We start from the raw sequence: 25,478 nt of genomic DNA on the forward strand, positions 1-25,478 counted from the left end.
CCTTAACATGAATACGCTGAAACCCTCTCGTTTTCTGAAACGCCTGACAGTGGGATCACTGGTCGCCCTTTCTCTCAGCCATGCCGCCTTTGCGGACGATGTTAACCTTAAGACGATGATCCCGGGCGTCCCGGAAATCGATGCTGAAGCTTATGTGCTGATCGATGCCAACTCAGGTAAAGTTCTGGCCGAAAAGAACGCCGATGCGCGCCGCGATCCAGCCAGTCTGACCAAAATGATGACCAGCTATGTGATTGGTCAGGCAGTCAAAGCAGGCAAAATCCATAACGATGACATTGTCACCGTAGGTAAAGATGCCTGGGCAACCGGTAACCCGGTGTTCAAAGGCTCTTCACTGATGTTCCTGAAGCCTGGCGATCGCGTACCGGTTTCTCAGCTGACGCGCGGTATCGTACTGCAGTCAGGGAATGATGCCTGTGTGGCGATGGCCGATTACGTTGCCGGCAGCCAGGATGCGTTTGTTAGCCTGATGAATAACTACGTTGGCGCGTTGGGTCTGAAAAACACCCACTTCCAGACCGTGCACGGCCTGGATGCTGAAGGCCAGTACAGCTCGGCGCGTGATATGGCGCTGATAGGCCAGGCATTGATTCGTGATGTGCCGGACGAATACTCGGTCTACCGTGAAAAAGAGTTCACCTTCAACAATATCAAACAGATGAACCGCAATGGTTTACTGTGGGATACCAGCCTGAACGTTGACGGTATTAAAACCGGTCACACTGATGCGGCAGGTTACAACCTGGTGGCTTCTGCCACTGAAGGCCAGATGCGTCTGATCTCTGCTGTTATGGGCGGTCACACCTATAAAGGTCGTGAAACCGAAAGTAAAAAACTGCTGACCTGGGGCTTCCGTTTCTTTGAGACCGTCGCACCTCTGAAAGCAGGCAAAGAGTTCGCCTCTGAGCCGGTTTGGTTTGGTAACAGCGATCGCGTCCAGCTTGGCGTTGAAAAAGATGCCTACCTGACCATTCCACGCGGTCGTATGAAAGACCTGAAAGCCAGCTATGTACTGACCAATACCGAACTGCATGCACCGCTGCAGAAAAACCAGGTGGTGGGCAGCATCAACTTCCAGCTGGATGGCAAAACCATTGAACAGCGTCCGCTGGTGGTCCTGAACGAAGTGCAGGAAGGCGGCTTCTTCAGCCGTATCATTGATTACATCAAACTGATGTTCCATCACTGGTTTGGCTAAGACGCTTGAAAAATCGTCTGTCTGATACCATATAATTAGAAACCCCGTTTCAAACGTATAGGGGAGGCTGGAAAGCCTCCCTTATCGATTTTTTATGCACTACCTGTTGTAGGGGCCGCCTGTGGGCTGCTCTTCTCAATTTTAAGCACCGGAGCCAACATGAAAACCAAACTGAATGAACTGCTCGAATTCCCTACCCCCTTCACCTATAAAGTAATGGGTCTGGCGCAACCGGAGCTGGTTGATCAAGTGGTTGAAGTGGTGCAGCGCCACGCCCCCGGCGACTATACCCCGGCAGTGAAACCGAGCAGCAAAGGTAACTACCATTCGGTTTCTATCACCATCACCGCAACGCATATCGAACAGGTAGAAACCCTGTACGAAGAACTGGGTAACATTGATATCGTGCGCATGGTCCTGTAATACCCGCGCTGGCAAAGGCGGCTTTGCCAGCGTTATACTCAGCCCTTCACTCTCTACCGGATCTCCGCTTTGTCAGCTAACACGCTTCTTGTTCGTCAACTGGGCCAGCGCGACTGGCAACCTGTCTCCGATGCGATGCATCAGTTTACCGATCAACGTGACAGCAGCACTGCCGATGAAATCTGGCTGGTGGAACATCATCCGGTGTTTACCCAGGGCCAGGCAGGCAAAGCCGAACATCTGTTGATGCCGGGCGATATTCCGGTGGTACAAAGCGATCGTGGCGGCCAGGTGACGTATCACGGGCCTGGGCAACAGGTGATGTACGTGTTGATTGATATTAAACGTCACAAAATCGGTGTCAGAGAGCTGGTCACTGCGCTGGAGGAAACCGTGATCGCCACCCTGGCGGATTATGGTATCGCTGCGCGCGCACGTGCCGACGCACCCGGCGTTTATATCGGCGATGACAAAGTGTGCTCATTAGGCCTTCGCATTCGCAAAGGGTGCTCCTTCCACGGCCTGGCATTAAACGTGGCGATGGATCTGGCACCTTTCCTGCGCATCAATCCCTGCGGTTATGCCGGCATGCGCATGACGCAGTTAAGTGAAAAGCAGCCGGGCGTCACAACCGCCGACGTACAACCCCGTTTGGTACAACATTTCGCCCGCTTAACGGGTTTCACCCAGCTTGATTGGCAAAATGAGGCCAGGGTCTTACCTTGACTGTCTGTGCTCATTTACAAAATTGTAACTTTAGCGCTCGCATATCGGCTGCTTATGCGCAGACGAAATGATATAATTTTTACCATATTTTCAAATAAAGTTGAAAGCCTGGTTCTCAGTTTGAGTGAGGAAGCTTTCAAATCGCAATCCCGACCGGAACCTGCAGATTTATGAGTAAACCAATTCAGATGGAACGTGGCGTCAAGTATCGCGATGCCGACAAAATGGCGCTGATTCCGGTGAAAACCGTGATGGTCGAGCGTGAAGAGATTCTGCGTAAGCCGGAGTGGATGAAGATCAAACTGCCTGCGGATTCCAGCCGCATTCAGGGTATCAAAGCCGCCATGCGCAAAAATGGTCTGCACTCGGTGTGTGAAGAGGCCTCCTGCCCTAACCTCGCTGAATGTTTTAACCACGGCACCGCCACCTTTATGATCCTCGGTGCGATTTGTACGCGTCGTTGCCCATTCTGCGACGTCGCCCACGGCCGCCCAAATATGCCTGACGCCAACGAACCGCTGAAACTGGCACAAACTATTGCCGATATGGCGCTGCGTTACGTGGTGATCACCTCGGTTGACCGCGACGACCTGCGCGACGGCGGGGCTCAGCATTTTGCCGATTGCATCACTGCCATTCGCGAAAAAAGCCCTAATATCAAAATTGAAACGCTGGTGCCTGACTTCCGTGGTCGTATGGATCGTGCGCTGGAAATCCTCACCGCCACGCCGCCAGATGTGTTCAACCACAACATGGAAAACGTGCCACGCGTTTACCGTCAGGTGCGTCCTGGCGCCAATTACGACTGGTCACTGAAGCTGCTGGAGCGTTTCAAAGAAGCGCATCCGGACGTGCCAACCAAGTCTGGCCTGATGGTCGGATTGGGTGAAACCAATGCGGAAATCGTGGAAGTGATGCGTGACCTGCGTCGTCATGGTGTCACCATGCTCACACTTGGCCAGTATTTACAGCCAAGCCGCCATCACCTGCCGGTACAGCGCTATGTGAGCCCGGCAGAGTTTGATGAGATGAAAGAAGAAGCCATGGCGATGGGCTTCACCCACGCGGCCTGTGGCCCGTTCGTACGTTCTTCTTATCACGCGGATATGCAGGCCAAAGGGCTGGAAGTGAAATAATCGGTTCTGCGGGTGTGACGCCCGCAACCAGGCTTTTTCACCCGTGCCAAAAAACAAAAACCAGACTGGAAGCAGTCTGGTTTTTTTATCAACGTCATAAATATTTACACTTATTGACGTTTGAAGTGAGATTACTCTTTGTGGCTCACGCGTTCAGCCGGCGCTTCTTCAGCGGTGCTTTTGGTTGCGGTGGATTCATCGTCTTTCATGGCTTTCTTGAAGCCTTTAATGGCGGAACCCAGATCACCACCCAGTGAACGTAACTTGTTGGTACCAAACAGCAGTACAATAAGTGCACCGATGATCAGCAGTTTGGCAATGCTGAAACCTTCCATACTTTACCTTTCAACCTTAGCGAAAAACAGACATCACTATTAACGCGCAGTTTATCAGCTGTAACAACTAGAATCTGTAACAGATTACGATCAACACCCGCGCAACATTAAATAAAGCGGCTCAAGAATGCCTGCGTACGCGGGTGCTGCGGATTACTAATCACCTGCTCCGGCGTCCCCTGCTCCACCACCACGCCACCATCCATAAACACCACCCGATCCGCCGCCTCACGTGCAAAGCCAATCTCATGCGTCACCACGATCATGGTCAGACCACGATCGGCCAGCGTGCGCATCGTCGCCAGCACCTCTCCCACGAGTTCGGGGTCCAGCGCGGAAGTCGGCTCATCAAACAGCATCAACGCCGGTTTGATGGCTAACGCGCGAGCAATCGCCACACGCTGCTGCTGCCCACCGGAAAGATGACGTGGCCACGCATCGGCTTTGTCACTCAATCCGACCGTTGTCAGCAGTTCGCGCGCATGCTGCAACGCTTCCTGGCGGGGAAACTTATGCACACCAATGGGCGCTTCAATAATGTTCTGCAGCACGGTCATGTGTGGATAGAGGTTGAATTGCTGAAACACCATGCCGATCTTCTGACGCTGGTGAGCAATCCGCCGTGCCGACAGGCGATGCAGAATTCCACGCTTCAATTCGTAGCCAATCTGCTCTTCACCCACCATGATGGAGCCGGCGTTCATATCTTCCAGATGGTTTATACAGCGCAGGAAGGTCGATTTGCCCGATCCCGATGGCCCGAGAATCACCACCACTTCACCTGGAAACACATCCAGATCGATCCCTTTCAATACCTCGTTATCGCCATAACTCTTCTGGACATTGCGCGCAGAGACCAGCGGCTGAATCTCACTCATACATCCTCCTTCAGCTGATGTGTCGCTGCGACAGCCGTGTCTGTCCGGCGTTTATTCACCACGGTACGTTTGGTGCCGCGTGCGTAGTAGCGTTCAATTGCTGACTGCCCAATATTCAGGATCGACGTGATCAGCAGATACCAAATCACGGCCACCATCAGCATCGGGATAATTTCAAAGGTGCGGTTATACACGGCCTGCACCGAGTAAAGCAGATCGCCCATGGCTATTACGCTCACCAGCGAGGTCGCTTTGATCATACTGATCAGCTGATTGCCGGTGGGAGGAATAATGGATCGCATCGCCTGCGGAATGATAATGCGGCGTAATGCACGGCTGCGGCTCATGCCAAACGCCTGAGTGGTTTCCACCTGTCCCTGATCCACAGACAACAGCCCGGCGCGAATGATCTCCGCCATATACGCCGCTTCATTCAGTGCCAGTCCGGCAAACGCAGCGGTCAGCGGCGTAATCAGATCGTTGGTATTCCAGCTGGCGAAGGTAATATCCGTCCAGGGTACGGTAATCGAAATGTTCGGAAACAGCGTCGACAGGTTGTACCAAAAGATCAGTTGCACCAACAGCGGCGTACCCCGGAAAAACCAAATGTAGAGCGACGAGATACCGCTCAGCAGTTTGTTTTCCGAAAGACGCCATACCGCCAGCAGCAGGCCCAGCAGCGTACCGAGGATCATCGAGACCACCGTCAGCCCGAGCGTCACCTGCAGCCCTTTCATCACCGAACCTTCGGTGAACCACTGCAACACCACTTTCCATTCAAAATTGGGATTGGTCGCCACCAGCCAGAGAAAGTTGGCCGCGACCACCAGTACCACAATCCATGAGATCCAGCGTCCATAAGTGGGCGCACTGCGGGCGAAAGCGACATCGCGCTGCTGCACGTTGGCCTTATCCCTGGCTCGCGTATTGTGGGTGACTGGATTCATTTTGCTGTCCCCTGCGCCAGATTACGACCCGGCTGCTGCAAGATATTGCCGTCGAGTTTCCACTTCTTCATGATCGCCGCGTAGGTGCCGTTGGCGAACAGCTCTTTATAGGCGTCGAGTACTACATTGCCCAGTTCGGAACCTTTTGGTACCACCGTGCCCTGGAAAATATCGCCAAAGCCGTTTTTCTGCCCTTTACCGGAAAGCTCCAGCTGGCCATTGGCTTGATCGATAAAGTAAGTCAGCGGTGCCTGTGAAGAGAAGAAAGCATCAGAACGCTTAGAGCGTACTGCCAGAATCGATGAAGGCTGATCGGTAAAGGATTGCACCACCACCGCAGGTTTGCCCGCGGCAACGCAAGCGTCCGACTGCTTACGAATCACCTGCTCAGCTGAACCGGCTGCCATCACAGCAATACGCTTGCCGCAGGTGTCTTCCAGACCGTTAATTTTCGCTGGATTGCCCTTTTGAACGCCGAACACCACGAACTCCTGCACAAAATCGATGAAGTCGACTTTCTGCTGACGATCGGGATAGTCGCCAATCGGCCCAATCGCCATCTGATAACGGCCCGAGTTAATGCCAGCTAAAACACCCGACAAACCGCTGACCGTGGCATGTTCAATTTTCACACCCAGCAATTGAGCCAAAGCATTCGTCAGGTCGGCTGAGGCGCCGTCCATCGAATGTGGACCGTTCACGATCTCATAAGGAGGAAACGATCCGTTGTTTACCGAAATCATTTTTCCAGCGCTTTTAATCTCTGCTGGCAAGCGGTCATGCAGCGCCTGATCAACTTTCTGCGTTGGGATAGTTTCCGCTGCCTGCACTGCGCTGACTGTCAGCCCCAGCGCCAACGTTATTGCTGTGGTAAGTTTATTCATGAGCCAGTTCCCCAAAATCTATCAAAGTGGTTTCAGTTCAGGACGTGCAAAACGGCGGTTTTCCAGCACCGGCAGTACGCTGCGGGCGTAGGCAATGCGTTGTGGATCGAGATCGGCGAACACCAGTGCCGCCGACTCTGGCGCTTTGGCTATCGCCACGCCGAGAGGATCGATGACCAGACTGTTGCCGATGTTACGCGGGCCACATTCGCCCACGGCCACCATGTAACAGGTGTTTTCCAGTGCGCGTGCCGTACACAGCAATTCCCAATGCATCTCTTTCAGCGGGCCTTTGACCCACGCGGCAGGCAATACCAACACATCAGCACCGTCCAGCACCAGACGGCGCGCCAGTTCCGGGAAACGCACGTCGTAGCAGGTCATCAGGCCCACTTTCATCCCCGCCACTTCCACCAGCGGTGGGATTTCGTTGCCTGGATTCACGCGCTGTGACTCCTGCATCGCAAACGCATCATAAAGATGCAGCTTTTCGTAGGCGGCGATGAGTTCACCGTTGCGAATGGCAATCAGCACGTTGAGCGCCTTGTTGCCCTCTGTCGGCACGTGCACGCTCATCATGGTGGTTAAATCGTTGCCCTTACTGACCGCCAGCAACTGTGTGATGAAAGGGCCATCCAGCGGTTGTGCGGCTTTCAGTACCAAATCAGGGTCGGCAATATCACGCGCCAGCACGCCTTCAGGCAGGACCAGTAAATCCGCGCCTCCAGCAAGTGCATTGTTCATTAAACCGATGCAGATATCGGTGTTTTCCTGCCATTCCCGGCTGACAGCAAACTGCCCCATTGCAACTTTCATCTTCACTCCCCTTGCACTGCTGCCGGGAAAATCGCTTCCGGCGTCAGTAATGTTTTGGTTAAGCCTTGCTGGAACAGCTCGTTAGCAAAATCGGCGATCATCTTTTTGTTAGCGGAGAATCCGTTTTGATTCCAGTCTGCCGGTAATTCCTGCGCGGTACGTCGCAAATCATCCAGCAGCCACGGTGTGGTGTCGGCGTATTTCTCGCGTTTCTGCATCCACATCTGGTACGAACGATCGATGATTTCGCTTAACGCCTGCGGCAGCCAGGGATGCATTTCCGCCAGTGCCGGTTTCATCGCCAGCAGATGGATACCCGGCACGTAGCCGACGCGGTTGAAGTAGTCACGTTCGGCGGTCACAAAGTCGTTTTGCAATTGACGCAGGCCAGAATTTTTCAGGAAGAAACCTTCCGGCATAAAGGGCGTGAACACCGCATCCAGCTCACCGGCCTTTAGCAGTTCGATCAGCGGGCGCTCACCCGGTGCAGGTTCGATGCGGCCCGGACGACCGAAGCCCGCGAGGCGATCCACAATCGGATGCTCTTCGGTCAGACGGCCGGCAAACCAGTACGCATCATCGATCTCCACGCCAGCTTCACGCAGCACGGTGCGCGTCCAGGTGTTGCCAGAATCCTGCCAGCCGGTCACCCCGATTTTCTTGCCTTTCAGCTGAGCGGGCGTGGCAATCGGGCTGTCAGCGGTGGTGATGATGCAGCGCTGGCGGAAGCCGCGCATCAGGAAGTGCGGCAGGCCGAGCAGTGCGTTATCGCCTCTGGCGCATGCCTGAGCATAGCGGCTGAATGACACTTCACCCGCGTCGTATTTGTCGCTGGTCGCGAGGTTATCAACCAGCGTGCCCACGCGGTCAATCTCCAGCGTGAAGCCTTCTGGTTTGATGTCGCCGAGTGCCAGCGGGGTGAAATAATCCCAGTCACGCACCGCCAGTCTGATGGTTACCATAATTGTGCTTTCCCCGTTTTCGGCCAGAGATCTGGCGCTGTTTATTTATTCAGCAAATAGTGCTTGAATTTGAGTCTAAAACGCGAATACTAATCTGAACAATCAATTCTTTGTTACTGAACAAATGATTTTCTTATGACGCAAACGGTAGATGTCGAGTGGCTTAGCCATCAAATAGACGATGCTTCGGTAAAGGGAATAACGCTTACCGCCTCATCCTTAATTCGGGACGGCCAAATTGCTGTTGGCATGCAAATGCCCGCGGTGCGCGAACTGGCAGAGCGGCTGGGCGTCAGTCCGGCAACCGTTTCTGCTGCCTGGGCGCAACTGAAGAAGCAGAAAGTGCTGGCGGGTAAAGGACGCAGTGGCGTGTGGGTGTGTGGCAACAGCGTACTGCCACGCCCCATCCGCTTTGAGAAGATTGGTAACTACGGCGAGAACATCCGGGCGGCGCTGGCGATGGCGTCACCCGATCCGGCGTTGCTACCCGATCTTAAACGGGCGATCCTCGCCGGCATTGCCTCGCCTGAGTTAAACAGCTATCAGCGCGAAGCGATCTCCCCACAATTGCAAGCGGCCATCAGTCCACGCTGGCCCTATCCGGCGGAAGCCTGGCTGGCCACTGATGGCGGCTTTGATGCCATGAACCTGATTGTGCAGACGCTGTTGTCGCCGGGCGATCGGGTGGTAATTGAAAATCCCACGGCCACCCGTTTGCTGGATATGCTGGAAAATATCGGCGCAGAAATTTTGCCGCTGCCCTGTGATGATCAGGGGCCGATACCCACGGCGCTGGCCACACATCTGCAAAAATCACCGGCGATGTTTATCTATCAGCCGCGCACGCATTCGGCCACCGGCTATAGCGTGACACAGCGACGCAGTGCCGAGTTAGCAAGGGTGCTGGCGAACAGTACCACGATGATTGTCGAGGATGATGGCATTGGCGATCTGTCGCGCTGGCCGGCCTGGAGCCTCGGTTTTCACTTCCCGGAGCGGGTCATTCACGTTCATTCTTTTTCCAAAGCCTATGGTCCCGATCTGCGCCTGGCGGCGTTATCCGCGACGGCAGACATGGTGAAACGCTTACAGTCGTGGCGTAACTTCGGCGTCAGCTGGACCAGCCGTATCTTGCAGGATGCGGTGGCATGGATGCTCACCGATGAGGCCACACAGCAGAGCATTCAACAGGCGAAGACCGTATACGCGCAGCGTCGCCAGCAGTTACTGGCGGCACTGGCAAAACGCGGAGTGGTACTGGAAGAGCGAGATGGGTTAAGCGTACAGATCCCGGTGGAATCAGAGCAGTACGCCATGATCACCCTGGCAGCACGCGGCATCGCTGTACTGCCGGGAGAACGCTGTTGCCTCAACGGCGAGCCCTTTATTCGCGTCAGTGCTTCACTGCTCCCGTTCGATCAGCTTGAAAGCATTGCTGACGCGCTGGTCATCGCCACCGGGCGTGAACTTAAAGCGAGCCCAGATCTTTGATGTGATAACGCGGAGATTCCACATAGCCTTCACGCGAGTAGAACTGGTTGGCTTTAAGGCGGGAAGCGTGACAATGCACTTCCATGCGATCGCAGCCCCGTTCACGCGCTAGCTGTTCGGCATGGCTGAGCAGCTGTTGGCCACTGCCTTTACTGCGCTCGCCTTCCGCAATGCAAAAATAGCTGATGCGGGCGAAATCACCGGGCAGCGCCAGTTGGGGGATAAAGTGCAAAGAGAGAAATCCCAGAACCTGATTACCGTGTTCTGCCACCAATAAAATTTCGTCGGGATGGCTGCATAACTGCGCCAGACGTGTATCAATAAACTTTTCTGTGCCGCTGTAACCCAGTTCGGTTAACAGCGCACTCAGGGCAAAACTGTCTTTTGCCAGTGCCTGACGTATATTCATCCTGCCTCCTCATGAGTCCTTGCATGCAGTTATATAGCGTTGTTGCGTAAAAAGCTGCAAGTAAGGATTGTTATGAGAATGTTACTGCCAGGTTCTGTGAAATACGCCGCAGAATGTGCCCTGTCATCAGACTGTCATCACGGCTTAAGGTTGGCTTAACCTGGCTTTGCGATGCTGAGTGAAATACACCTCTGGGGCGCGCACATGAAAAACCTGATTCCACGTAGCTACAATGAAGTGATGGCGCTTTTCGTCGCCATGGCGGCCGTGTTGGGCTATTCCCTGACCTGGTGGCACATGTAAAAAGGACAAAAAAAACCCGCCATTAGGCGGGTTTTCAAAATTCTAACTGTTAACTTACAGAGCGATAACGTTAGCAGCAGATGGGCCTTTAGCGCCGTCAGTGATTTCGAACTCTACACGCTGACCTTCAGCCAGAGTTTTGAAACCATTGCTCATGATTGCAGAGAAGTGTACGAATACATCTTTGCTGCCATCTTCTGGAGTAATGAAACCGAAGCCTTTCGACTCATTAAACCACTTAACGTTACCTTTGATCTTGGACATCTATATTACCTTTACATGAAAAATGGACACTAAACTGTGTCGGCATCTAGTACAGCAATTGCGGTGACATTTGTCCAGTGAGAATTGATGAAAAAGTGATAAATATTGATTTTTTGCATCCCCTTCACACTTTTTGACGCTTTTCACACGCTAAAACTGGAATCTCAGCCAGGCAAAATAGACGTTGCCGTTATTATAAGTCCCTGGAATATAAGTCATTTGGAAAGTGGCTGGCCCATATCCTATTGATGCTAATGGCAAAACCAGTGGAACCGGGATATAGCGCCAGTTATCTCTCGCGGTGACGCCCGCGGTGTAGCCTGCACCGATGTGGAAATTCTGGTCGTTCAATGGCCGCCAGGTCGCTTCCCAGCCATAGCCAGCGATAGGCTCCCATTTGTTGAACGAGTCTTTGAACACCATGGCATAGAGCCCATGCCAGTTGCCTTTCTCATCCCAACGAGAGACACCGCCCCCTGCACCCCACGGCCGCTCGTTGTACTTTTCGATATGCTCGTCATCATAGGTCCAGCGGTTATGCCAGGTGATAGCGGGTAGGTAAAAGTCATGATGCTGTGGCTGCGACCAGGTTTGCTCAACATTGGTGCTAAATGTGTTCCATCCCGCCTCAACGGCTTGCGATGTTGTGACTGCTGATGCCAAAAACGTCATGGGTAACGTCAAAATTCCGCCCAAAAGTGCGGATAAAATGGGCCGATTCACAAAAAAATCCTATTAAGTCATCTCTTAAATTCGCCCCCAGTAAAAAGGCGCATTCGGTAAGTGGGCGATTATTAGCGCAACAACTTAAAACGATATCTAAAAAGGCGGCTAAAAACTCCAGGGATAGTCTGTGTTACAACATTATTTTCCGATGATTTAGATTAGGTTGTGGTTTTTCTATAGAAAGAAATATCCCGGCCGTCAGGAAAAATGCACATTAAATGCACTCTCTGCGTGATAATCACCCAGAGAGACAACTTAATTTTCAGCAACTTAACGACAATCATTTATATCGGAAATAAATTAATTAAATTTATGAATTGAACTTTGAGGGCGAATAGGATAAATCTCATCTTTCCAGGATGGAGAGGGAGGAACATTGAAATGACGATTCGCTGTCGACGCTGCGGCTGCGCTAAATTTTATTTCACATTGCCGAAAGTGGAAGAGGATAAAAATAACTCACACCATGGTGCGTATTGCGCGAGGTGTGATAAACCGATTGACTGGCGGGACTTGATTCCGGCAATGCTCACATTGAGCGAATTTGCCGCGTCCCGGGCAGAATAAAGAATTCAGGCACCTCAGGTGCCTGTTCATGCTAAAAAATCAGTTTGAATACACCCGTAATCGTCAGTAATCCCACGATAAAAATGATGGCAATAATCCACAGAATTATTTTCATTGTTCGCTCCTTCAGTGATGAAAAATAACGCGCCTGTTTTCCAGTATAGATGATCATTCTGCGTTCGCTGTGCAGTGCGAGCACTGTCACGCATGGTGATGAGCGTTGCCTTCCGTTCAGTTTTATTTCTGCGAGACGGGTCGCATGTCGCGATTTTATCTCTCTCTCCCGCTGCGCACCGCCGGCTCGTGCTGTCTAAACTTACAGCGCCTCTAGCAGGCCTCAATTGTTATCACTGCCTACGTAACAAGGAGATCTTATGAGCACGATTAATACCAGCATGGGGCGTTACAGCCTGAAGGCAAAGGATTACGGCAACCACATCAGTGGCAGCATTGCTATTAATGATGAAGGTGGCACCCAACTCACCATGCAAGAGTTTGAAGAGCATTACCTTGACGATGTCGTCAACAATGTTATTTATCCGGTCACGGGTGGGAACCGTGAAATTACCCGCGCGTTGCGCGATCAGATGGTGAAAGCGGGCTTTGAACAGCCGCATTGAGTTTTTGGGCCACAGATTGTGGCCCTTTGCTTTTGATAACACTCACTTGCGGTAATGATAGCTTTAAGCGCAGGATGCATTATCGAACATGACAAGGAGATTGACCGCGTGAGTGCCCTTTACCGACTTCCCCCTTCCCAGTTACATCAATTTGTTCAGGCCATTTGGTTACATGCCGGCAGCAGCGCTGAAGAGTCACGTTTAGTGGCTGACCATCTGGTGGCCGCCAATCTGGCCGGTCACGATTCACACGGCGTAGGAATGATCCCGAGCTATATGAGTTCACTGAAGCAGGGATTCCTGCAGCTGAACCAGCACACCACCATTGAAAAGGATGCCGGTGCGGTGCTCACCCTGCACGGACATAACGGCTTTGGTCAGGTGGCGGCACATCAGGCGATGCAGTTGGGTATTGAGCGTGCAGCGAAGCTGGGTATCGCTGCGGTCGGCTTACACCACTCCCACCATATTGGTCGTATCGGTCATTGGGCGGAACAGTGCGCAGCTGCGGGATTCGTCTCTTTCCATTTCGTCAACGTGATGGGTGATCCGATGGTTGCGCCCTTTAACGGTAGCGACCGTCGTTTTGGCACCAACCCCTTCTGTGCCATCTTCCCACGCCAAAATGCCAAACCGCTGCTGCTCGATTTCGCTACCAGCGGGATTGCCTACGGCAAAACACGCGTGGCGTGGAACAAAGGGCAACAGGTCGCGCCCGGTTATCTGATCGATCATCAGGGGCAGCCCACCACCGAACCCGGCGTGATGCATCAGGCACCTTATGGCTCGCTGATGCCCTTCGGTCTGCATAAAGGTTACGCGCTGGCCACGATGTGCGAAATTCTGGGCGGTGCGCTTTCCGGTGGTCGCACCACGCACGATGCCACGCTGGTCAGCAGCCATGACGCCATTTTCAACTGCATGACCACCATCATCGTTAATCCCGAAGCGTTTGATGCCCCGGCGATGCAGGAAGAAGCAGAATCGTTCCTCGAATGGGTAAAACGCTCGCCACAAAGCGGCGATGCACCGATTCAGGTGCCGGGTGAATGGGAAGAACAGAATCGTATCGAACGCGATCGCGAGGGGATTCCGCTCGACAGCAACAGTTGGGAACAGATTTGTGCAGCGGCATTACAAGCGGGCATGTCCGATGAAGAGCTGGCGGCCTTCCGCGCGCTGGCGCAGTAGATCCCAGTAATAAGAAAGCTGAGGCACATCGCCTCAGCTAATTTCCTTCAGATCACGTTAGCCAGCAGCAAACAGCCGACCAAACCACACACCGAAATAATGGTTTCCAGCGCGGACCAGGAGCGGATGGTTTCACCGATGGTCAGGTTGAAGTATTCCTTGAACAGCCAGAAGCCCGGGTCGTTGACGTGAGAGAAGATCACGCTGCCAGAACCCACGGCAATCACCATCAGTTCCGGGCTGGCACCGCTGGTGGCAATCAGTGGCGCAACGATCCCGCCAGCGGTAATCGCCGCCACGGTGGCTGAACCCAATGCGATACGCAACACCGCCGCGATGGACCACGCCATAAAGATCGGCGATACATTGGTCTCGTGCATCATACTCGCGATGTATTTATCGACACCGCTGTCCACCAGCACCTGCTTGAACGCCCCGCCGCCACCAATGATCAACAGCATCATGGCGATGATTTTGATCGAGTCGGTGATGGTGCCCATCACTTCATCCATGCTACGTCCACGGTTCAGACCAAAGGTGAAGATAGCGATCAGTACCGCAATCAGCGTTGCCATAATCGGGTCACCAAAGAACTCCGCATACGGCAACAACAGATGCCCTTTCGGCAACACCATCTCCGCCACGGCACGCAAGGCCATCAGCACTACCGGCACTAACGCCGTCCAGACGCTGACGCCAAAGCCGGGCATTTCCGCTTCGGTAAAGGTTTTCGGGTTCCACAAACCTTCAGGAATCGGTTTGTCGATGCCTTTCAGGAAGCGCGCATACACCGGGCCCGCCAGAATCACGGTCGGAATACCCAGCAGGGTGCCATACAGCAGCGTTTTACCCATATCGGCGTTGAACAGCGTCGCAATCGCCGTTGGACCTGGATGCGGAGGCAGGAAACCGTGCGTCACCGACAATGCCGCAGCCATCGGCACGCCGACGTACAACAGCGGCACACGCGCCGACGCCGCGATGCTGAACACCAGCGGCAGCATCAACACAAAGCCCACTTCATAGAACAGCGCGAAGCCCACCGTGAAGCCGGTTAAGACCAGCGCCCACTGAATGTGTTTTTGACCAAATTTAGCAATCAGCGTGGTGGCAATACGCTGGGCACCGCCGCAGTCAGCCAGCAGTTTTCCCAACATCGCGCCAAAGCCCATGATCAGCGCCAGACTACCAAGCGTGCCGCCCACGCCAGTTTTGATCGATCCAATCACTTTGTTGACGGGCATACCCTGCATCATGCCCACCGCCAGCGCGACCAGGATCAGCGCGATAAATCCGTTCAGCTTGAAGCGAATCATTAACAGCAGCAGTAAGGCTACGCCAATCGCCACATAGAGTAATGGCATAATTTTTCTCCACTTTTGCGCACGACAGCATGTCGTCAGCGGTTTGTTTTGTTGATCCCAAATGACAGTCGATTCGGTGACATCGCTGAGAGGCACGCGGTCTGTCGCACAATGTTACGGGTATCATGTTAAGGGTAACATTGCGCACAAAGCATCAGCCGTGCGGGGGGAATTTCTGTTTTGCGAAGGTGATCAACTTTTTGCCTGGCAGTTATCAGAATGTTTGCAGCGGAGGCCTGACGGGATTTGGTTACACTAAGGTCTTTATGCCCTTCAAAAAAAGGATCTGCAGGTGAGTGAGAATCTGATCGAGTTGTACAGTAATCAACAAACCCTGTTTGGACGTGGCAGCATCGACCGACTAATACCACTGCTGGCCGCCCATCCCCAACCGACGCTGCTGTTTTGTGGCCGCTCTTTCCTCAACGGTCCTGCCTGGCAAAGACTGGGCGCGGCACTCAATGACCAGATTCTGAGCTATGAAATTGTCAGCCATGAAGCCTCGCCGGATGAAATTGATGCCTGGGTGAATCGCTGGCGCGGCCATGTGGATCGCGTGGTAGCAATCGGCGGCGGCAGCGTGCTGGATGCGGCTAAAGCCTTCAGCGCCATGATGCAGCATCCGCTGAATACCGCACGTTACCTGGAGAAAGTGGGTGATACGCCGGTTCAGGCGATCACTCTGCCACTGATCGCCATTCCCACCACAGCGGGAACGGGCAGTGAGGCGACGCAAAACGCCGTGGTGACCAATCAGCAGCATATTCAGGTGAAAGCCTCGTTGCGCCATCCGGTGTTTGTACCACAGGTGGCAATTCTGGATGCCGATTTGCTCAAGGGCACACCAGATAGCGTACTGGCCACCTGCGCCATTGATGCCTTTACCCATCTGTTTGAAGCGTATCTGTCGCGCAAAGGCAATCTGTTTACCCAACAAACGGCGCTGAATGGGCTGCGGCTGTTCTTTCAGGCATGGCCAAACCTGAATCGTGACGATGCACAAGGTGATGAAGCACGAGAAGCGATGATGATGGCTTCCTGGCTGGGCGGTGTCTGCCTGAGCAGTGCGGGATTGGGCGTGATTCATGGGATTGCCGGTGAACTGGGCGCCATCAAACCTTTCCATCACGGAGAAGTGTGTGGACGTTTGCTGTTCCCATTCCTCGATGTGCTGGCGGAAACAGAACACGCCGAACAGAAGCGTTTGATGACACAGCTGGGGCAAGCATTGCTACCGGACGATCCGGCGCCGCCCGCGCTGGCGCTCAAAGCCTGGTTGCAGGCGCATGCGATTGTGCCGTTCTGGCAGGATGGGCCGACCTTGAGCGCCACCGACGTTGACTGGATTGTCGCGCGCGCCAACAGTAAAAACGGCTGGGTCAGTTACGATGCCCCCACCCTCACCGAGATGATTACTGCGGCCTGGCACGTTGCATAACATCGGTTGATTTAGACGGTGCGGGCGCGCCAAAGCATACCCGCACAACATGACTTTCCCGCCACTTTACAGCGCAATGTCGTGCAGCTTCATCTCGCCGCGCCTGCATACGCCTCGCGCATCGGCAAAGCAAACAATGAATTAAGTGTCAGATGACGCTCAGAGGCTAAACGGCGCTTTGCCCGTCAGCATCTGTTCGATCACCTGCAGCACGCCCTCTTCATTGTTGCTGGGCGCTTCATAGCGTGCGGCATCTTTCACTTTTTGCGGTGCATTCGCCATGGCGAAGCTAAAGCCCGATTGCTGCAACATCTCCAGATCGTTACCGCCATCGCCAAACACCAAAATCTCGCTGCGATCGATGCCCCAGCGTTTGCCGAGCAGATCGAGCCCATGCCCTTTGTGATTGCCTGGCACAATCAGATCCACTGAGCCGTGGCCGCTGGAGGTCGCTGCGGCCGAACCCTGATGCAAGCGTTCGATATCGGCCATTAACGGTTCAACATAATCATCGGAGAGATTGAGGGCGAACTTGAAGAGTTTGTCATCCGCGACCTCATCGAGGCTGCGAATCGGCTTCAGACGGTGGCAGTAGTGGCGCATCTTCACCAGCCAGCTCTCGTCGAGACCTTCGAAGTAGTAAGCACTTTCACGTCCGCAGAGGATATAACGCAGTTCCGGGTAGTGCCCGTTGTGCAGGGTGTCGAGTACCGCATCGATATCGTCGCGGCTGAATGCGCCGCAGAACAGCTCTTCATCGCGATCGATGATCCATGCACCGTTTTCGGCGACGAAGGCAATTTCGCTGGAGATATCGGGGAAGAAGGATTTGAGTTGGTAATACTGATTGCCACTGGCGACCACAAATTTGATGCCGCGCCGTTTCATCTCTTCATAACAAGCCTGAAAACGAGCCTGGTTGTACTGCTTTTTATCGTCGAGAAAGGTGCCGTCCTTGTCTACTGCCACCATTTTTACCACGGTCATCATGACTCCTTAGCGCGTTGTAGGGAAAAAAGGGTCGCATAGAGAATAACCTGGTGAGGGCAGAAAGCAGAGAGAAACACGGATGGCCGAAGCCATCCGTGGGGGAGATTAGTTAAATGCGCCGTTCAGCAGCAGCGAGGTGATCACGCCAGTGGCGGCAGCAATCAGGACGTAATTGCCGTCAATGTAAGACCAGTACTCACCGCGCGGCGGCTCTGGCAGACGGCGTTCACGCCAGTCATCTACACGATAGTGCGGGCCACGGAATTCTGGCGGCATCGGGTGACCGCGACGGAAATCGTGGCCGTTCCAGGCGAAGTGATCGCCGTCGTGGTGTCCATCTGGGCCACGATGGTCGGCATAACGGTCATGATGATCCGGGCCACGGTCCGGGCCATGTTTGTAGCCATGATCGGGGCCGCGATCGCCGCCATGGTCAGGGCCACGCCCATGATCCTGATGCTGGTCGCCGCCGTGCTGCTGCCAGCGCTGGTCGCCCGGGCCATCAGCCCAGGAGACGGAAGAGAACAGTGTGCTGCATGCAATAAGTGACGCAATAAGACTTAATGTTGTTTTTTTCATGATGTTGCCTCCAATGATAACGGCAGTTACTGCGCCGTCGAGAGACACTATTCACCAATCAAAAGCAAAAGAGGATTTCCAAAACTCTTAAAAATCGCATACTTACATTAAATTACTACAAATTATCGATTTCTTAACGATTGTGTCTTTTCTGACATTATCTGGTCTTAAAGTCAGCGGATTCATACTACAGCGGAGAGGAAAGAAACCCGATCGCGAGGATCGGGTGGAGAATGCTATTCCATAAATTGCATAAAGCGGGTAAACCCTAAAATTGAGGGTAAAACTGAAGCACACAACGCCACATCACTAGCATTGCGGATAAACAATACCATTTTAAAATGCAAAATTCTTTTAAAAACCCCTGCTTTTCGGAAAAAACCGTAAAAATAAAATGGCGCAGAAAAATAATCTGCTGTGCGAGGGATCTGATGCACAAATAAGGTCTGTGCTCTGACCAGAATAGCGGTTTGATAAATTTCGCACCGTCGTGGTGATAGAAACGAACCTGCCCCCAACGATAACCACACAACCACCAGGCGATAAAACACTGCTAAATCAATACCATTCCCTTCAACCTGCGTCGGAAAACCCTTTTATTAACCAGACTTCAGCGTTATTCATCAATTTATCCGGCATTAATACGTTAGAATCCTGCAGCACCTCGATTAATTCACAATCGTGATTAATATCGCGCTAAATATAGCGCAGGCTTTACCTCGCTTAATGGATTTTTATTTCAACTTCGATATCAGCGTTAGAATATTACGTTACCGCTGCGATTTATTTCCGAAGGATGGAGTCATGGAAAGAATATTAGTCAGTGCCTGCCTGATGGGATTTATGGTTCGTTATAATGGCAGCGATAAGTTGCTCATCTCTCGCACACAGGCGCGGTGGCGCGCCGAACATCGTCTGGTGATCCACTGCCCCGAGTTAGCGGCAGGCCTGAACACCCCGCGATTGCCCGCTGAAATTCGTGGCGGTAATGCTGAACAGGTTCTCAAGGGTGAGGCGAAAATTATCGAATCAAACGGCGATGATGTCACTCAGCACTATGTGCTGGCCGCCTGGCTGGCGTTGCGCGCCGCGCAGGAGGCGCAGTGTCGTTTTGCCCTGCTCACCGATGGCAGCCCAACCTGTGGCAGTCGGCAGATTTATGATGGCCACTTCAGCGGCGAAAAAATTGCAGGCAATGGGGTGGCCGCCGCCCTGCTGCGCCAGCACGGCATCGAAGTCTTCAACGAAGCGCAGCTTGACGAACTCATTCAGCGTGTCGCGGAAGCCGATAAATGACGCGTGGTCGAGGCCGGATGGCGTGCTAACGCCGCCGCCGGACGCACCGGACGGCGCACCAGTTCCCCCTCACAGTTTGGGCAGCGATGATTCAGCGTGGTTTCCACGCACTCGACACAAAAGGTGCATTCGAACGAGCAGATGCGTGCATCGGGTGAGTCCGGCGGTAAGTCTTTATCACAGCATTCGCAGTTGGGACGCAGTTCCAGCATGGTTCATCTCCAGTCAGATTTTTCACCATCATCACCGTGTTACCTCAAACGCGCTAGCCCGGTTGCAGACATCAGCAGGACAAATCGGGACATCCGATGTCCGCACGCGTGGCTTAAAAGCATTACATTCCGCTAATCACGTTCTATAGTTCAATCGCCACGTTTACTCACGAGACAATTGAATGCGTATTAAAGGACTTAACTTCTGCTTCTTTATTGTTATTTTGGCGATAGTCACCTACGCCTTTTTTGATGTGCTGACACCATACTTCTCTGCCATTTTTTGGGCAGCCATTCTGGCGGTGATCTTCCATCCGCTGAAGTCATTGCTGCGCCGCAAAATGGGCGATCGTAACGGGCTCGCTGCCTTTGCCACTCTGGCGATCATCTGTCTGATCGTGTTCACGCCATTAGCGATTATCACCTCGTCGATGGTAGTTGAAGTCAATACTGTGTACACCAAACTGCAGAACAGCTCGTCACAGTTCCCGACGGTGTTTGCCGAATTAATGCAGCACTTACCGAACTGGGCGCAGAGTTATCTCGCGGAGCACAACCTCAACAATGCCGGCCAGATTCAGCAGAAACTGTCTGAATTTGCCCTCAAAGGCGGCCAATACATGGCAGGCAGCGTGTTCATGATCGGTAAAGGAACGTTCACCTTTACGGTTGGCTTCGGCGTGATGCTCTATCTGCTGTTCTTCCTGTTGAAGGATGGCCCATGGCTGGTGAATCTGATACTGGAAGCACTGCCGCTCTCTACCTACGTGAAGCATCACCTGATGGTGAAATTTGCCGCCGTCTCACGCGCTACCGTCAAAGGCACGGTGGTGGTCGCGGTGGTTCAGGGCGTGTTGGGCGGTCTTGCCTTCTGGTTCACCGGCATTGACGGCAGCTTGCTGTGGGGTGCGTTGATGGCGTTTCTGTCGCTGATCCCGGCGGTCGGTTCCGCCATCGTTTGGGTGCCTGCGGCAATCTTCTTCTTCGCCACCAGCGCGATATGGAAAGGTCTGTTCCTGGTTGGCTTCTTTGTGGTGATCGTCGGTCTGGTAGACAACATTTTACGTCCGCTGCTGGTCGGAAAAGACACCAAAATGCCTGACTACTTGATCCTGATCTCGACGCTGGGCGGCATGGAAGTTTACGGTATCAATGGCTTTGTCATCGGCCCGTTGATTGCCGCGCTGTTTATCGCCTGCTGGAACCTGCTCTCCGGGCGCGACAACCGCGACAATGTCGAGGAAATCGACGAAGAAGTGATTGAAGAGGGGAAATCGCGCGAGTAAGGCGTTTCCCTGTCAGGCGGTTGCTGCACTCGGCAACCGCCCGTTTACCGGAGAACTGCATCGATGTACCAGGGTTGGTTAAAATCTTTCGCGCCGCTGGCGCAGGCACTCATTCTGCTCGCATGTCTGACCCTCGTGCTATTTGGGCTGCGCCTTGGCGCGCCGCTGATCAACCAGGTACTGCTGGCGATGTTTCTTGCCGTGATGCTCGATCCGCTGATTAGCCGCCTGGCGCAACGCGGCATCCCGCGCACGCTCTCCTCTCTGCTGGTGATTGTGATTTTGCTGCTGCTGATCGTCATCACCATTATGTCACTCAGCGCTTCCGCGCCCGACCTGATCAAACTCAGCCGTCAGGCACCCAATCTGGTAGCAGCCAAGCTGCAATACCTGACGCTCTCGTTGAGCCAGATGGGCATTGCCCTCACCGCCGATGAGATGCTGAATTTTGTCGATGCCGGTGCGGTGGTGCGCTTTGTCACCTATCAACTGTCGTTAATCCCCGGCCTGCTTTCGTGGTGGCTGATGGTGTTCCTGATGCTGCTGTTTATGCTGATTGAGCTGCCGCTGCTGAAACGCACCCTGCGCGCCAGTAAACAGCACACTGCGCTGTTTATCGCTTTGGAAGAAGGGATTCAGAGTGTGATTGTTTATGCGCGGGTGAAAACGCTGACCGGCCTGCTGGGCGGCGTGATTGTCTGGGGCATGGCGCATCTGCTGGGATTGAAGTTCGCCTTTTTGTGGGGCGTGCTGATGTTTATCTTCAACTACATTCCGGTGCTCGGTTCCTTTCTCGCGGCCAGTCCGCCGGTGATCCAAACCTTTATCCTGTTCGATACTCAAACCAGCCTGATGATGGTGGGATTCTTTGTGGTGCTGAACCTGCTGCTCAGTTCGGTGCTGGAGCCGCTGATGCTCGGCAAGCGCCTTAATCTCACCCTGACCGTGCAGCTGCTGGCCTTCCTGTTCTGGCAAGCGCTGCTGGGCATGACCGGTGCGATACTGGCGATTCCTCTCACCTTCTTGCTGAAAAAAGTCTGGCTGGCACTGCGCCAGCCAGAGTGAGTTATCGGGCGACGCGCCAGCCGCGCGTCAGATGCTTCTCAATTTCCACCAGCACAAATATCCCGGCGCTGACTGCCAGCGAAATAAACCAATATTTAATCGGCAGCGGCTCGGTGCCAAACAGCGTATTCATCAGCGGCAGATAGATAATCATCGCCTGCAGCGCCACCAGCACCAGCGTTACCAGCCAGATACCGCGATTTTTCAGCAAGCCAGCATCCAGTGAGAAGCCATTGCTATTGCGGCAGTTGAGCATGTACGCCCACTGAGCAGTCACCAGCATCTGCAGCAGCACCGTACGGATAAACTCCGGCGAGTAACCGCGCGGCTGCAGCCAGGCTTCCAGCACAAAGGCGCTAATCGAAATTAGTAACCCGACAAAAACCACTCGCCAGATGGCGTAACCATCCATCACATGGCTGCGCACGTTACGCGGCGGCCGACGCATGATATTGCGCTCGGCGGCTTCGAATGCCAGCCCAAATGAGAGTGTTGCTGAGGTCGCCATATTCATCCAGAGAATCTGCACCGGCGTCAGCGGTAATAGATTGCCCATCAGAATGGCGATGATGATCAACAGCCCCTGTGCGAGGTTGGTCGGCATCACAAACAGAATGGTTTTCTTAAGGTTATCGTAAACGCGACGCCCCTCTTTCACCGCCGCCGCGATAGTCGCGAAGTTGTCATCCGCCAGAATCATGTCCGCCGACTCTTTGGTCACCTCGGTGCCTTTGATGCCCATGGCGATGCCGACATTGGCCTGTTTCAGCGCAGGGGCATCATTCACGCCATCGCCGGTCATCCCGACGATTTCCCCGCTCTCTGCCAGCGCTTTCACCAGACGCAGCTTATGTTCCGGGCTGGTGCGTGCGAAAATATCGTACTCGCGTGCCGCTTTGCCCAGTTCCGCATCATCCATGTGCTCCAGCTGATAACCGGTGACGGCGCTGTCGCTGTTGCCGATGCCTAACATCTGACCGATGGCCATCGCCGTTTCCGGGTGATCGCCGGTGATCATTTTGACGCGAATCCCGGCCTGCTGGCAGTCGCGTATGGCGGTAATCGCTTCCGGACGCGGCGGATCCATCATGCACGCCAGACCCAGCATCATCATGCCCTCGCGCAGATCGGCGTGATCGATCCGCTGCTGGCCCTCCGGCAGCCAGCGCCAGGCCGCGGCCACGGTGCGCAGCCCTTCGCTGGCATAAGTGGTGATCGCGGCGTTCCAGTAGTCGCGATCCAGCGCTTCGGCACCCTGCGCGCCCTGCTGCTGCTGACATAGCGCAAGCAGCACATCCGGTGCGCCAGTCAGTAACAGGCACGCTTTGCCATCAATCAGGCAACTCACGGCCATGTATTTGTAGGCCGAGTCAAACGGCAGCTTGCTCAGCACCTGCACAGATTCCGAGTTGATTCCCGCTTTCGCCGCCAGCACCTTGAGCGCGCCCTCGGTAGGGCCACCGACAATCCCCCAGTGACCCTGATTATCCTGCCTCAGTTGGCTCTCGTTGCAGATATCCACCGTCTGTAAAAAGCCGTTGAGCAATGCCTCATCGCGCTGTCCACTCTCCAGCTGAAACTCTCCTTTCGGCTCGTAGCTGTTGCCACTGATACGCCAGTGACTGTTCGCCAGCACCAGCGCTTTCACCGTCATTTCGTTCATGGTCAGCGTGCCGGTTTTATCCGAGCAGATCACTGACATGGCACCGAGGGTTTCTACCGTCGGCAGCTTACGAATGATGGCATGATTGCGCGCCATCGACTGCACGCCAAGTGAGAGAATGATCGATATAATCGCCGGCAAACCCTCTGGCACCGCCGCCACCGCCAGGCTGATCACCGCCAGCAGCAGTTCCGCCAGCGGGATGTCGCGCAGCAGATAACCGAACACGAACAGCGCGGCCATCATCAGCAAAATGATGTAGAAAATCGCCTTACCGAGTTTTTCAATCTGCACCAGCAATGGCGTTTTTGCTTCTTCGATGGAGGAGATCATCGCGTTGATGTGCCCCAACTCGGTATCACCGCCAGTGGCGATCACCACACCTGCGGCAGTGCCAGAACTCACCGTAGTACCGGAATAAGCCAGATTCAGCCGATCGCCCAGCGACTTTTCGCCTTCCAGCGCATCGCTTAATTTGGACACCACCGTGGATTCCCCAGTGAGGATGGCTTCTTCTACCCGCAAATTGTGCACGTCGAACAAACGCAGATCGGCAGGTACCTTGTCGCCAGGACGCAGCAACACCACGTCACCGACCACCAGCTCTTCGGTCGGTATCGTCATCTGCCGTCCATCCCGCAATACCATCGCTTCGTTCGACAGCATGTTCTGAATGCTTTTCAATGACTTCTCGGCGTTACTTTCCTGGATAAATCCAATCAGTGCATTGATGACAGCAACGCCGAGAATGACAAAGGTATCCACCCAGTGGCCCATCACCGCGGTAATCAGCGCTGCCGCCAGCAGGATGTAGATCAGCACATCTTTAAAGTGCGCCAGAAAGCGCATCAGCAGTGATTTTTCGGCTTTCTGTGGCAGCACGTTGCACCCGTTAGCCGCCAGACGCGCCTTCGCCTCTTCGGTCTGCAAGCCACTGGGCGAACTGTTTAAGCGGATAAAAGCGCTGGTACTGTCGAGCTGATATAAGGGTCGATCAGATAAATCCGATCGATCTGGACGGAAAGGAACAACGGTCATATTTCACCCCGTGCGGTTGACAATAAAATGAAAAAAGGAGAGTAAAAACAAAAGCCCAGTTTAATATTATTAATCTTTACCGAGATGACCGGGGTCATGTTTTAGTTAATTAGACCGTTAATTAACATCGCTGATAATCATTCAGCATTGAATTAATCACACTCTGGAAATCAGAGGTGATGATGCTTTATTTGCCGATAAAAAATCACAACATAAACATAAATTTAATCATTTAAAACAGCATGTTGGACCAACTTCACTTGTTTATTTATGCAAGGTTACTTACTGACATGACTATTAGTTCAGTGACATTTTATGACGTTACTCTTAGGATCACATAAATAACTTTACCTTCAGGTAAAATTAAACCCAATCTAAACAAGGTCACACTTTGTCTTTCCGACGAGAGACTCTGATTTCTCGTCTCGCCCCGATAAGACCACTACCTGCACACCTTAACATTTACCCACAGTGAAAACTTTTTACTGTTTTCACGTCGAACTCATCACCTCAAGGCCCAGTGACATCACTGAATTTAAATGACTCATCGCATAATTAGAAAACTGATTAAAAACTATAGTAAATATATAAATTACACGTCAGGTCATGATATTTATCGCATCAGGAAAACCTTACAAAATAATTATTTG

27 protein-coding genes are annotated in these 25,478 nt (G+C 53.4%); 11 read left to right on the forward strand and 16 right to left on the reverse strand.

Going from position 1 to position 25,478, the window contains the following annotated elements; all coding sequences use genetic code 11:
* The first annotated feature begins 7 nt into the window (after nt 1-7).
* From dacA to lipA, 4 genes are all read left to right on the forward strand, one after another.
* Nucleotides 8-1,219, forward strand: coding sequence for a D-alanyl-D-alanine carboxypeptidase DacA (gene dacA, locus AC1MDE_RS22710; RefSeq protein WP_034829047.1), 1,212 nt, complete (start codon nt 8-10; stop codon nt 1,217-1,219).
* A gap of 159 nt (nt 1,220-1,378) precedes the next feature.
* A complete protein-coding gene (gene ybeD, locus AC1MDE_RS22715) occupies nt 1,379-1,642 on the forward strand; it encodes a DUF493 family protein YbeD (protein WP_034829045.1) in 264 nt (87 codons plus the stop codon).
* 69 nt (nt 1,643-1,711) lie between these two features.
* Nucleotides 1,712-2,368: a lipoyl(octanoyl) transferase LipB gene (gene lipB, locus AC1MDE_RS22720; protein WP_479402786.1), complete on the forward strand. Its 657-nt coding sequence runs from the start codon at nt 1,712-1,714 to the stop codon at nt 2,366-2,368.
* A gap of 170 nt (nt 2,369-2,538) precedes the next feature.
* A complete protein-coding gene (lipA, locus tag AC1MDE_RS22725) occupies nt 2,539-3,504 on the forward strand; it encodes a lipoyl synthase (RefSeq protein ID WP_034829042.1) in 966 nt (321 codons plus the stop codon).
* A gap of 131 nt (nt 3,505-3,635) precedes the next feature.
* On the opposite strand, the gene tatE is transcribed toward lipA, so the two are convergent.
* From tatE to AC1MDE_RS22755, 6 genes are all read right to left on the reverse strand, one after another.
* Nucleotides 3,636-3,839 carry a twin-arginine translocase subunit TatE gene (gene tatE, locus AC1MDE_RS22730; RefSeq protein ID WP_034829040.1) on the reverse strand — a complete coding sequence of 68 codons (204 nt, stop codon included), beginning with the start codon at nt 3,837-3,839 and terminating at the stop codon, nt 3,636-3,638.
* Between the two features lie 107 nt (nt 3,840-3,946).
* Nucleotides 3,947-4,717: an amino acid ABC transporter ATP-binding protein gene (locus AC1MDE_RS22735; RefSeq protein ID WP_058960806.1), complete on the reverse strand. Its 771-nt coding sequence runs from the start codon at nt 4,715-4,717 to the stop codon at nt 3,947-3,949.
* On the reverse strand, nt 4,714-5,664 hold the full coding sequence (locus AC1MDE_RS22740; protein WP_058960807.1) for an amino acid ABC transporter permease: 951 nt from the start codon (nt 5,662-5,664) through the stop codon (nt 4,714-4,716). Before AC1MDE_RS22740 ends, AC1MDE_RS22735 begins: the two co-directional genes overlap by 4 nt.
* Nucleotides 5,661-6,548 (reverse strand): ABC transporter substrate-binding protein, encoded by an 888-nt coding sequence (locus tag AC1MDE_RS22745; RefSeq protein ID WP_058960808.1) that lies wholly within the window; start codon nt 6,546-6,548, stop codon nt 5,661-5,663. Before AC1MDE_RS22745 ends, AC1MDE_RS22740 begins: the two co-directional genes overlap by 4 nt.
* Nucleotides 6,549-6,569: 21 nt before the next feature.
* The gene (locus AC1MDE_RS22750) at nt 6,570-7,364 is read right to left on the reverse strand and encodes a deaminated glutathione amidase (protein WP_034829032.1); all 795 of its coding nucleotides are present in this window, start codon (nt 7,362-7,364) and stop codon (nt 6,570-6,572) included.
* Nucleotides 7,365-7,366: 2 nt separating this feature from the next.
* Entirely contained in the window at nt 7,367-8,326 is a 960-nt protein-coding gene (locus AC1MDE_RS22755; RefSeq protein ID WP_479398114.1) for an ABC transporter substrate-binding protein, read from the reverse strand.
* Nucleotides 8,327-8,461: 135 nt separating this feature from the next.
* Between AC1MDE_RS22755 and AC1MDE_RS22760 the strand changes: the two genes are divergently transcribed.
* On the forward strand, nt 8,462-9,817 hold the full coding sequence (locus tag AC1MDE_RS22760; RefSeq protein ID WP_058960809.1) for an aminotransferase-like domain-containing protein: 1,356 nt from the start codon (nt 8,462-8,464) through the stop codon (nt 9,815-9,817).
* Here the strand turns inward: AC1MDE_RS22760 and AC1MDE_RS22765 are convergent.
* From AC1MDE_RS22765 to AC1MDE_RS22780, 4 genes are all read right to left on the reverse strand, one after another.
* Nucleotides 9,795-10,226 carry a GNAT family N-acetyltransferase gene (locus AC1MDE_RS22765; RefSeq protein WP_034829026.1) on the reverse strand — a complete coding sequence of 144 codons (432 nt, stop codon included), beginning with the start codon at nt 10,224-10,226 and terminating at the stop codon, nt 9,795-9,797. The two genes, AC1MDE_RS22760 and AC1MDE_RS22765, sit on opposite strands and share 23 nt — an antisense overlap.
* A 357-nt stretch (nt 10,227-10,583) precedes the next feature.
* Nucleotides 10,584-10,793, reverse strand: coding sequence for a transcription antiterminator/RNA stability regulator CspE (gene cspE, locus AC1MDE_RS22770; RefSeq protein ID WP_034829024.1), 210 nt, complete (start codon nt 10,791-10,793; stop codon nt 10,584-10,586).
* Between the two features lie 150 nt (nt 10,794-10,943).
* Nucleotides 10,944-11,465, reverse strand: coding sequence for a lipid IV(A) palmitoyltransferase PagP (gene pagP, locus AC1MDE_RS22775; RefSeq protein WP_082678124.1), 522 nt, complete (start codon nt 11,463-11,465; stop codon nt 10,944-10,946).
* A gap of 652 nt (nt 11,466-12,117) precedes the next feature.
* A complete protein-coding gene (locus tag AC1MDE_RS22780; protein ID WP_445515029.1) occupies nt 12,118-12,258 on the reverse strand; it encodes a small membrane protein YohP in 141 nt (46 codons plus the stop codon).
* Between the two features lie 202 nt (nt 12,259-12,460).
* Here AC1MDE_RS22780 and AC1MDE_RS22785 point away from each other — a divergent pair, with 202 nt between their 5' ends.
* Nucleotides 12,461-12,706, forward strand: a complete 246-nt coding sequence (locus AC1MDE_RS22785; RefSeq protein WP_008103719.1) for a hypothetical protein — start codon at nt 12,461-12,463, stop codon at nt 12,704-12,706.
* A gap of 108 nt (nt 12,707-12,814) precedes the next feature.
* A complete protein-coding gene (locus tag AC1MDE_RS22790) occupies nt 12,815-13,897 on the forward strand; it encodes a malate/lactate/ureidoglycolate dehydrogenase (protein ID WP_058960811.1) in 1,083 nt (360 codons plus the stop codon).
* A gap of 47 nt (nt 13,898-13,944) precedes the next feature.
* On the opposite strand, the gene gntT is transcribed toward AC1MDE_RS22790, so the two are convergent.
* On the reverse strand, nt 13,945-15,261 hold the full coding sequence (gene gntT / locus AC1MDE_RS22795; RefSeq protein ID WP_045816524.1) for a gluconate transporter: 1,317 nt from the start codon (nt 15,259-15,261) through the stop codon (nt 13,945-13,947).
* 292 nt (nt 15,262-15,553) lie between these two features.
* Here gntT and AC1MDE_RS22800 point away from each other — a divergent pair, with 292 nt between their 5' ends.
* Nucleotides 15,554-16,699, forward strand: coding sequence for an iron-containing alcohol dehydrogenase (locus tag AC1MDE_RS22800; protein ID WP_480345110.1), 1,146 nt, complete (start codon nt 15,554-15,556; stop codon nt 16,697-16,699).
* 159 nt (nt 16,700-16,858) lie between these two features.
* Here the strand turns inward: AC1MDE_RS22800 and AC1MDE_RS22805 are convergent, their stop codons facing one another.
* The 3 genes from AC1MDE_RS22805 to AC1MDE_RS22815 all read right to left on the reverse strand — a co-directional run bounded on the left by AC1MDE_RS22805 (nt 16,859) and on the right by AC1MDE_RS22815 (nt 18,819).
* Nucleotides 16,859-17,686: a Cof-type HAD-IIB family hydrolase gene (locus AC1MDE_RS22805; RefSeq protein ID WP_480345111.1), complete on the reverse strand. Its 828-nt coding sequence runs from the start codon at nt 17,684-17,686 to the stop codon at nt 16,859-16,861.
* Between the two features lie 108 nt (nt 17,687-17,794).
* Entirely contained in the window at nt 17,795-18,268 is a 474-nt protein-coding gene (locus tag AC1MDE_RS22810) for an RcnB family protein (RefSeq protein WP_479398113.1), read from the reverse strand.
* Nucleotides 18,269-18,504: 236 nt separating this feature from the next.
* A complete protein-coding gene (locus tag AC1MDE_RS22815; RefSeq protein ID WP_479402789.1) occupies nt 18,505-18,819 on the reverse strand; it encodes a hypothetical protein in 315 nt (104 codons plus the stop codon).
* A gap of 253 nt (nt 18,820-19,072) precedes the next feature.
* Here AC1MDE_RS22815 and AC1MDE_RS22820 point away from each other — a divergent pair, with 253 nt between their 5' ends.
* Nucleotides 19,073-19,564, forward strand: coding sequence for a 2-thiouracil desulfurase family protein (locus AC1MDE_RS22820; protein WP_479402790.1), 492 nt, complete (start codon nt 19,073-19,075; stop codon nt 19,562-19,564).
* Here the strand turns inward: AC1MDE_RS22820 and AC1MDE_RS22825 are convergent.
* The gene (locus AC1MDE_RS22825; RefSeq protein ID WP_058960815.1) at nt 19,537-19,776 is read right to left on the reverse strand and encodes a DUF1272 domain-containing protein; all 240 of its coding nucleotides are present in this window, start codon (nt 19,774-19,776) and stop codon (nt 19,537-19,539) included. The two genes, AC1MDE_RS22820 and AC1MDE_RS22825, sit on opposite strands and share 28 nt — an antisense overlap.
* Nucleotides 19,777-19,958: 182 nt before the next feature.
* Between AC1MDE_RS22825 and AC1MDE_RS22830 the strand changes: the two genes are divergently transcribed.
* Both AC1MDE_RS22830 and AC1MDE_RS22835 read left to right on the forward strand, forming a co-directional pair.
* Nucleotides 19,959-21,062 (forward strand): AI-2E family transporter, encoded by a 1,104-nt coding sequence (locus tag AC1MDE_RS22830; protein WP_480345112.1) that lies wholly within the window; start codon nt 19,959-19,961, stop codon nt 21,060-21,062.
* 63 nt (nt 21,063-21,125) lie between these two features.
* Complete coding sequence (locus AC1MDE_RS22835; RefSeq protein WP_480345113.1) at nt 21,126-22,127, forward strand: AI-2E family transporter; 1,002 nt, start codon at nt 21,126-21,128, stop codon at nt 22,125-22,127.
* Nucleotide 22,128: 1 nt separating this feature from the next.
* Here the strand turns inward: AC1MDE_RS22835 and AC1MDE_RS22840 are convergent, their stop codons facing one another.
* Complete coding sequence (locus AC1MDE_RS22840) at nt 22,129-24,828, reverse strand: cation-transporting P-type ATPase (RefSeq protein ID WP_479402792.1); 2,700 nt, start codon at nt 24,826-24,828, stop codon at nt 22,129-22,131.
* Between the last annotated feature and the right edge of the window lie 650 nt (nt 24,829-25,478).

The organism is Pantoea folii, from assembly GCF_056678875.1.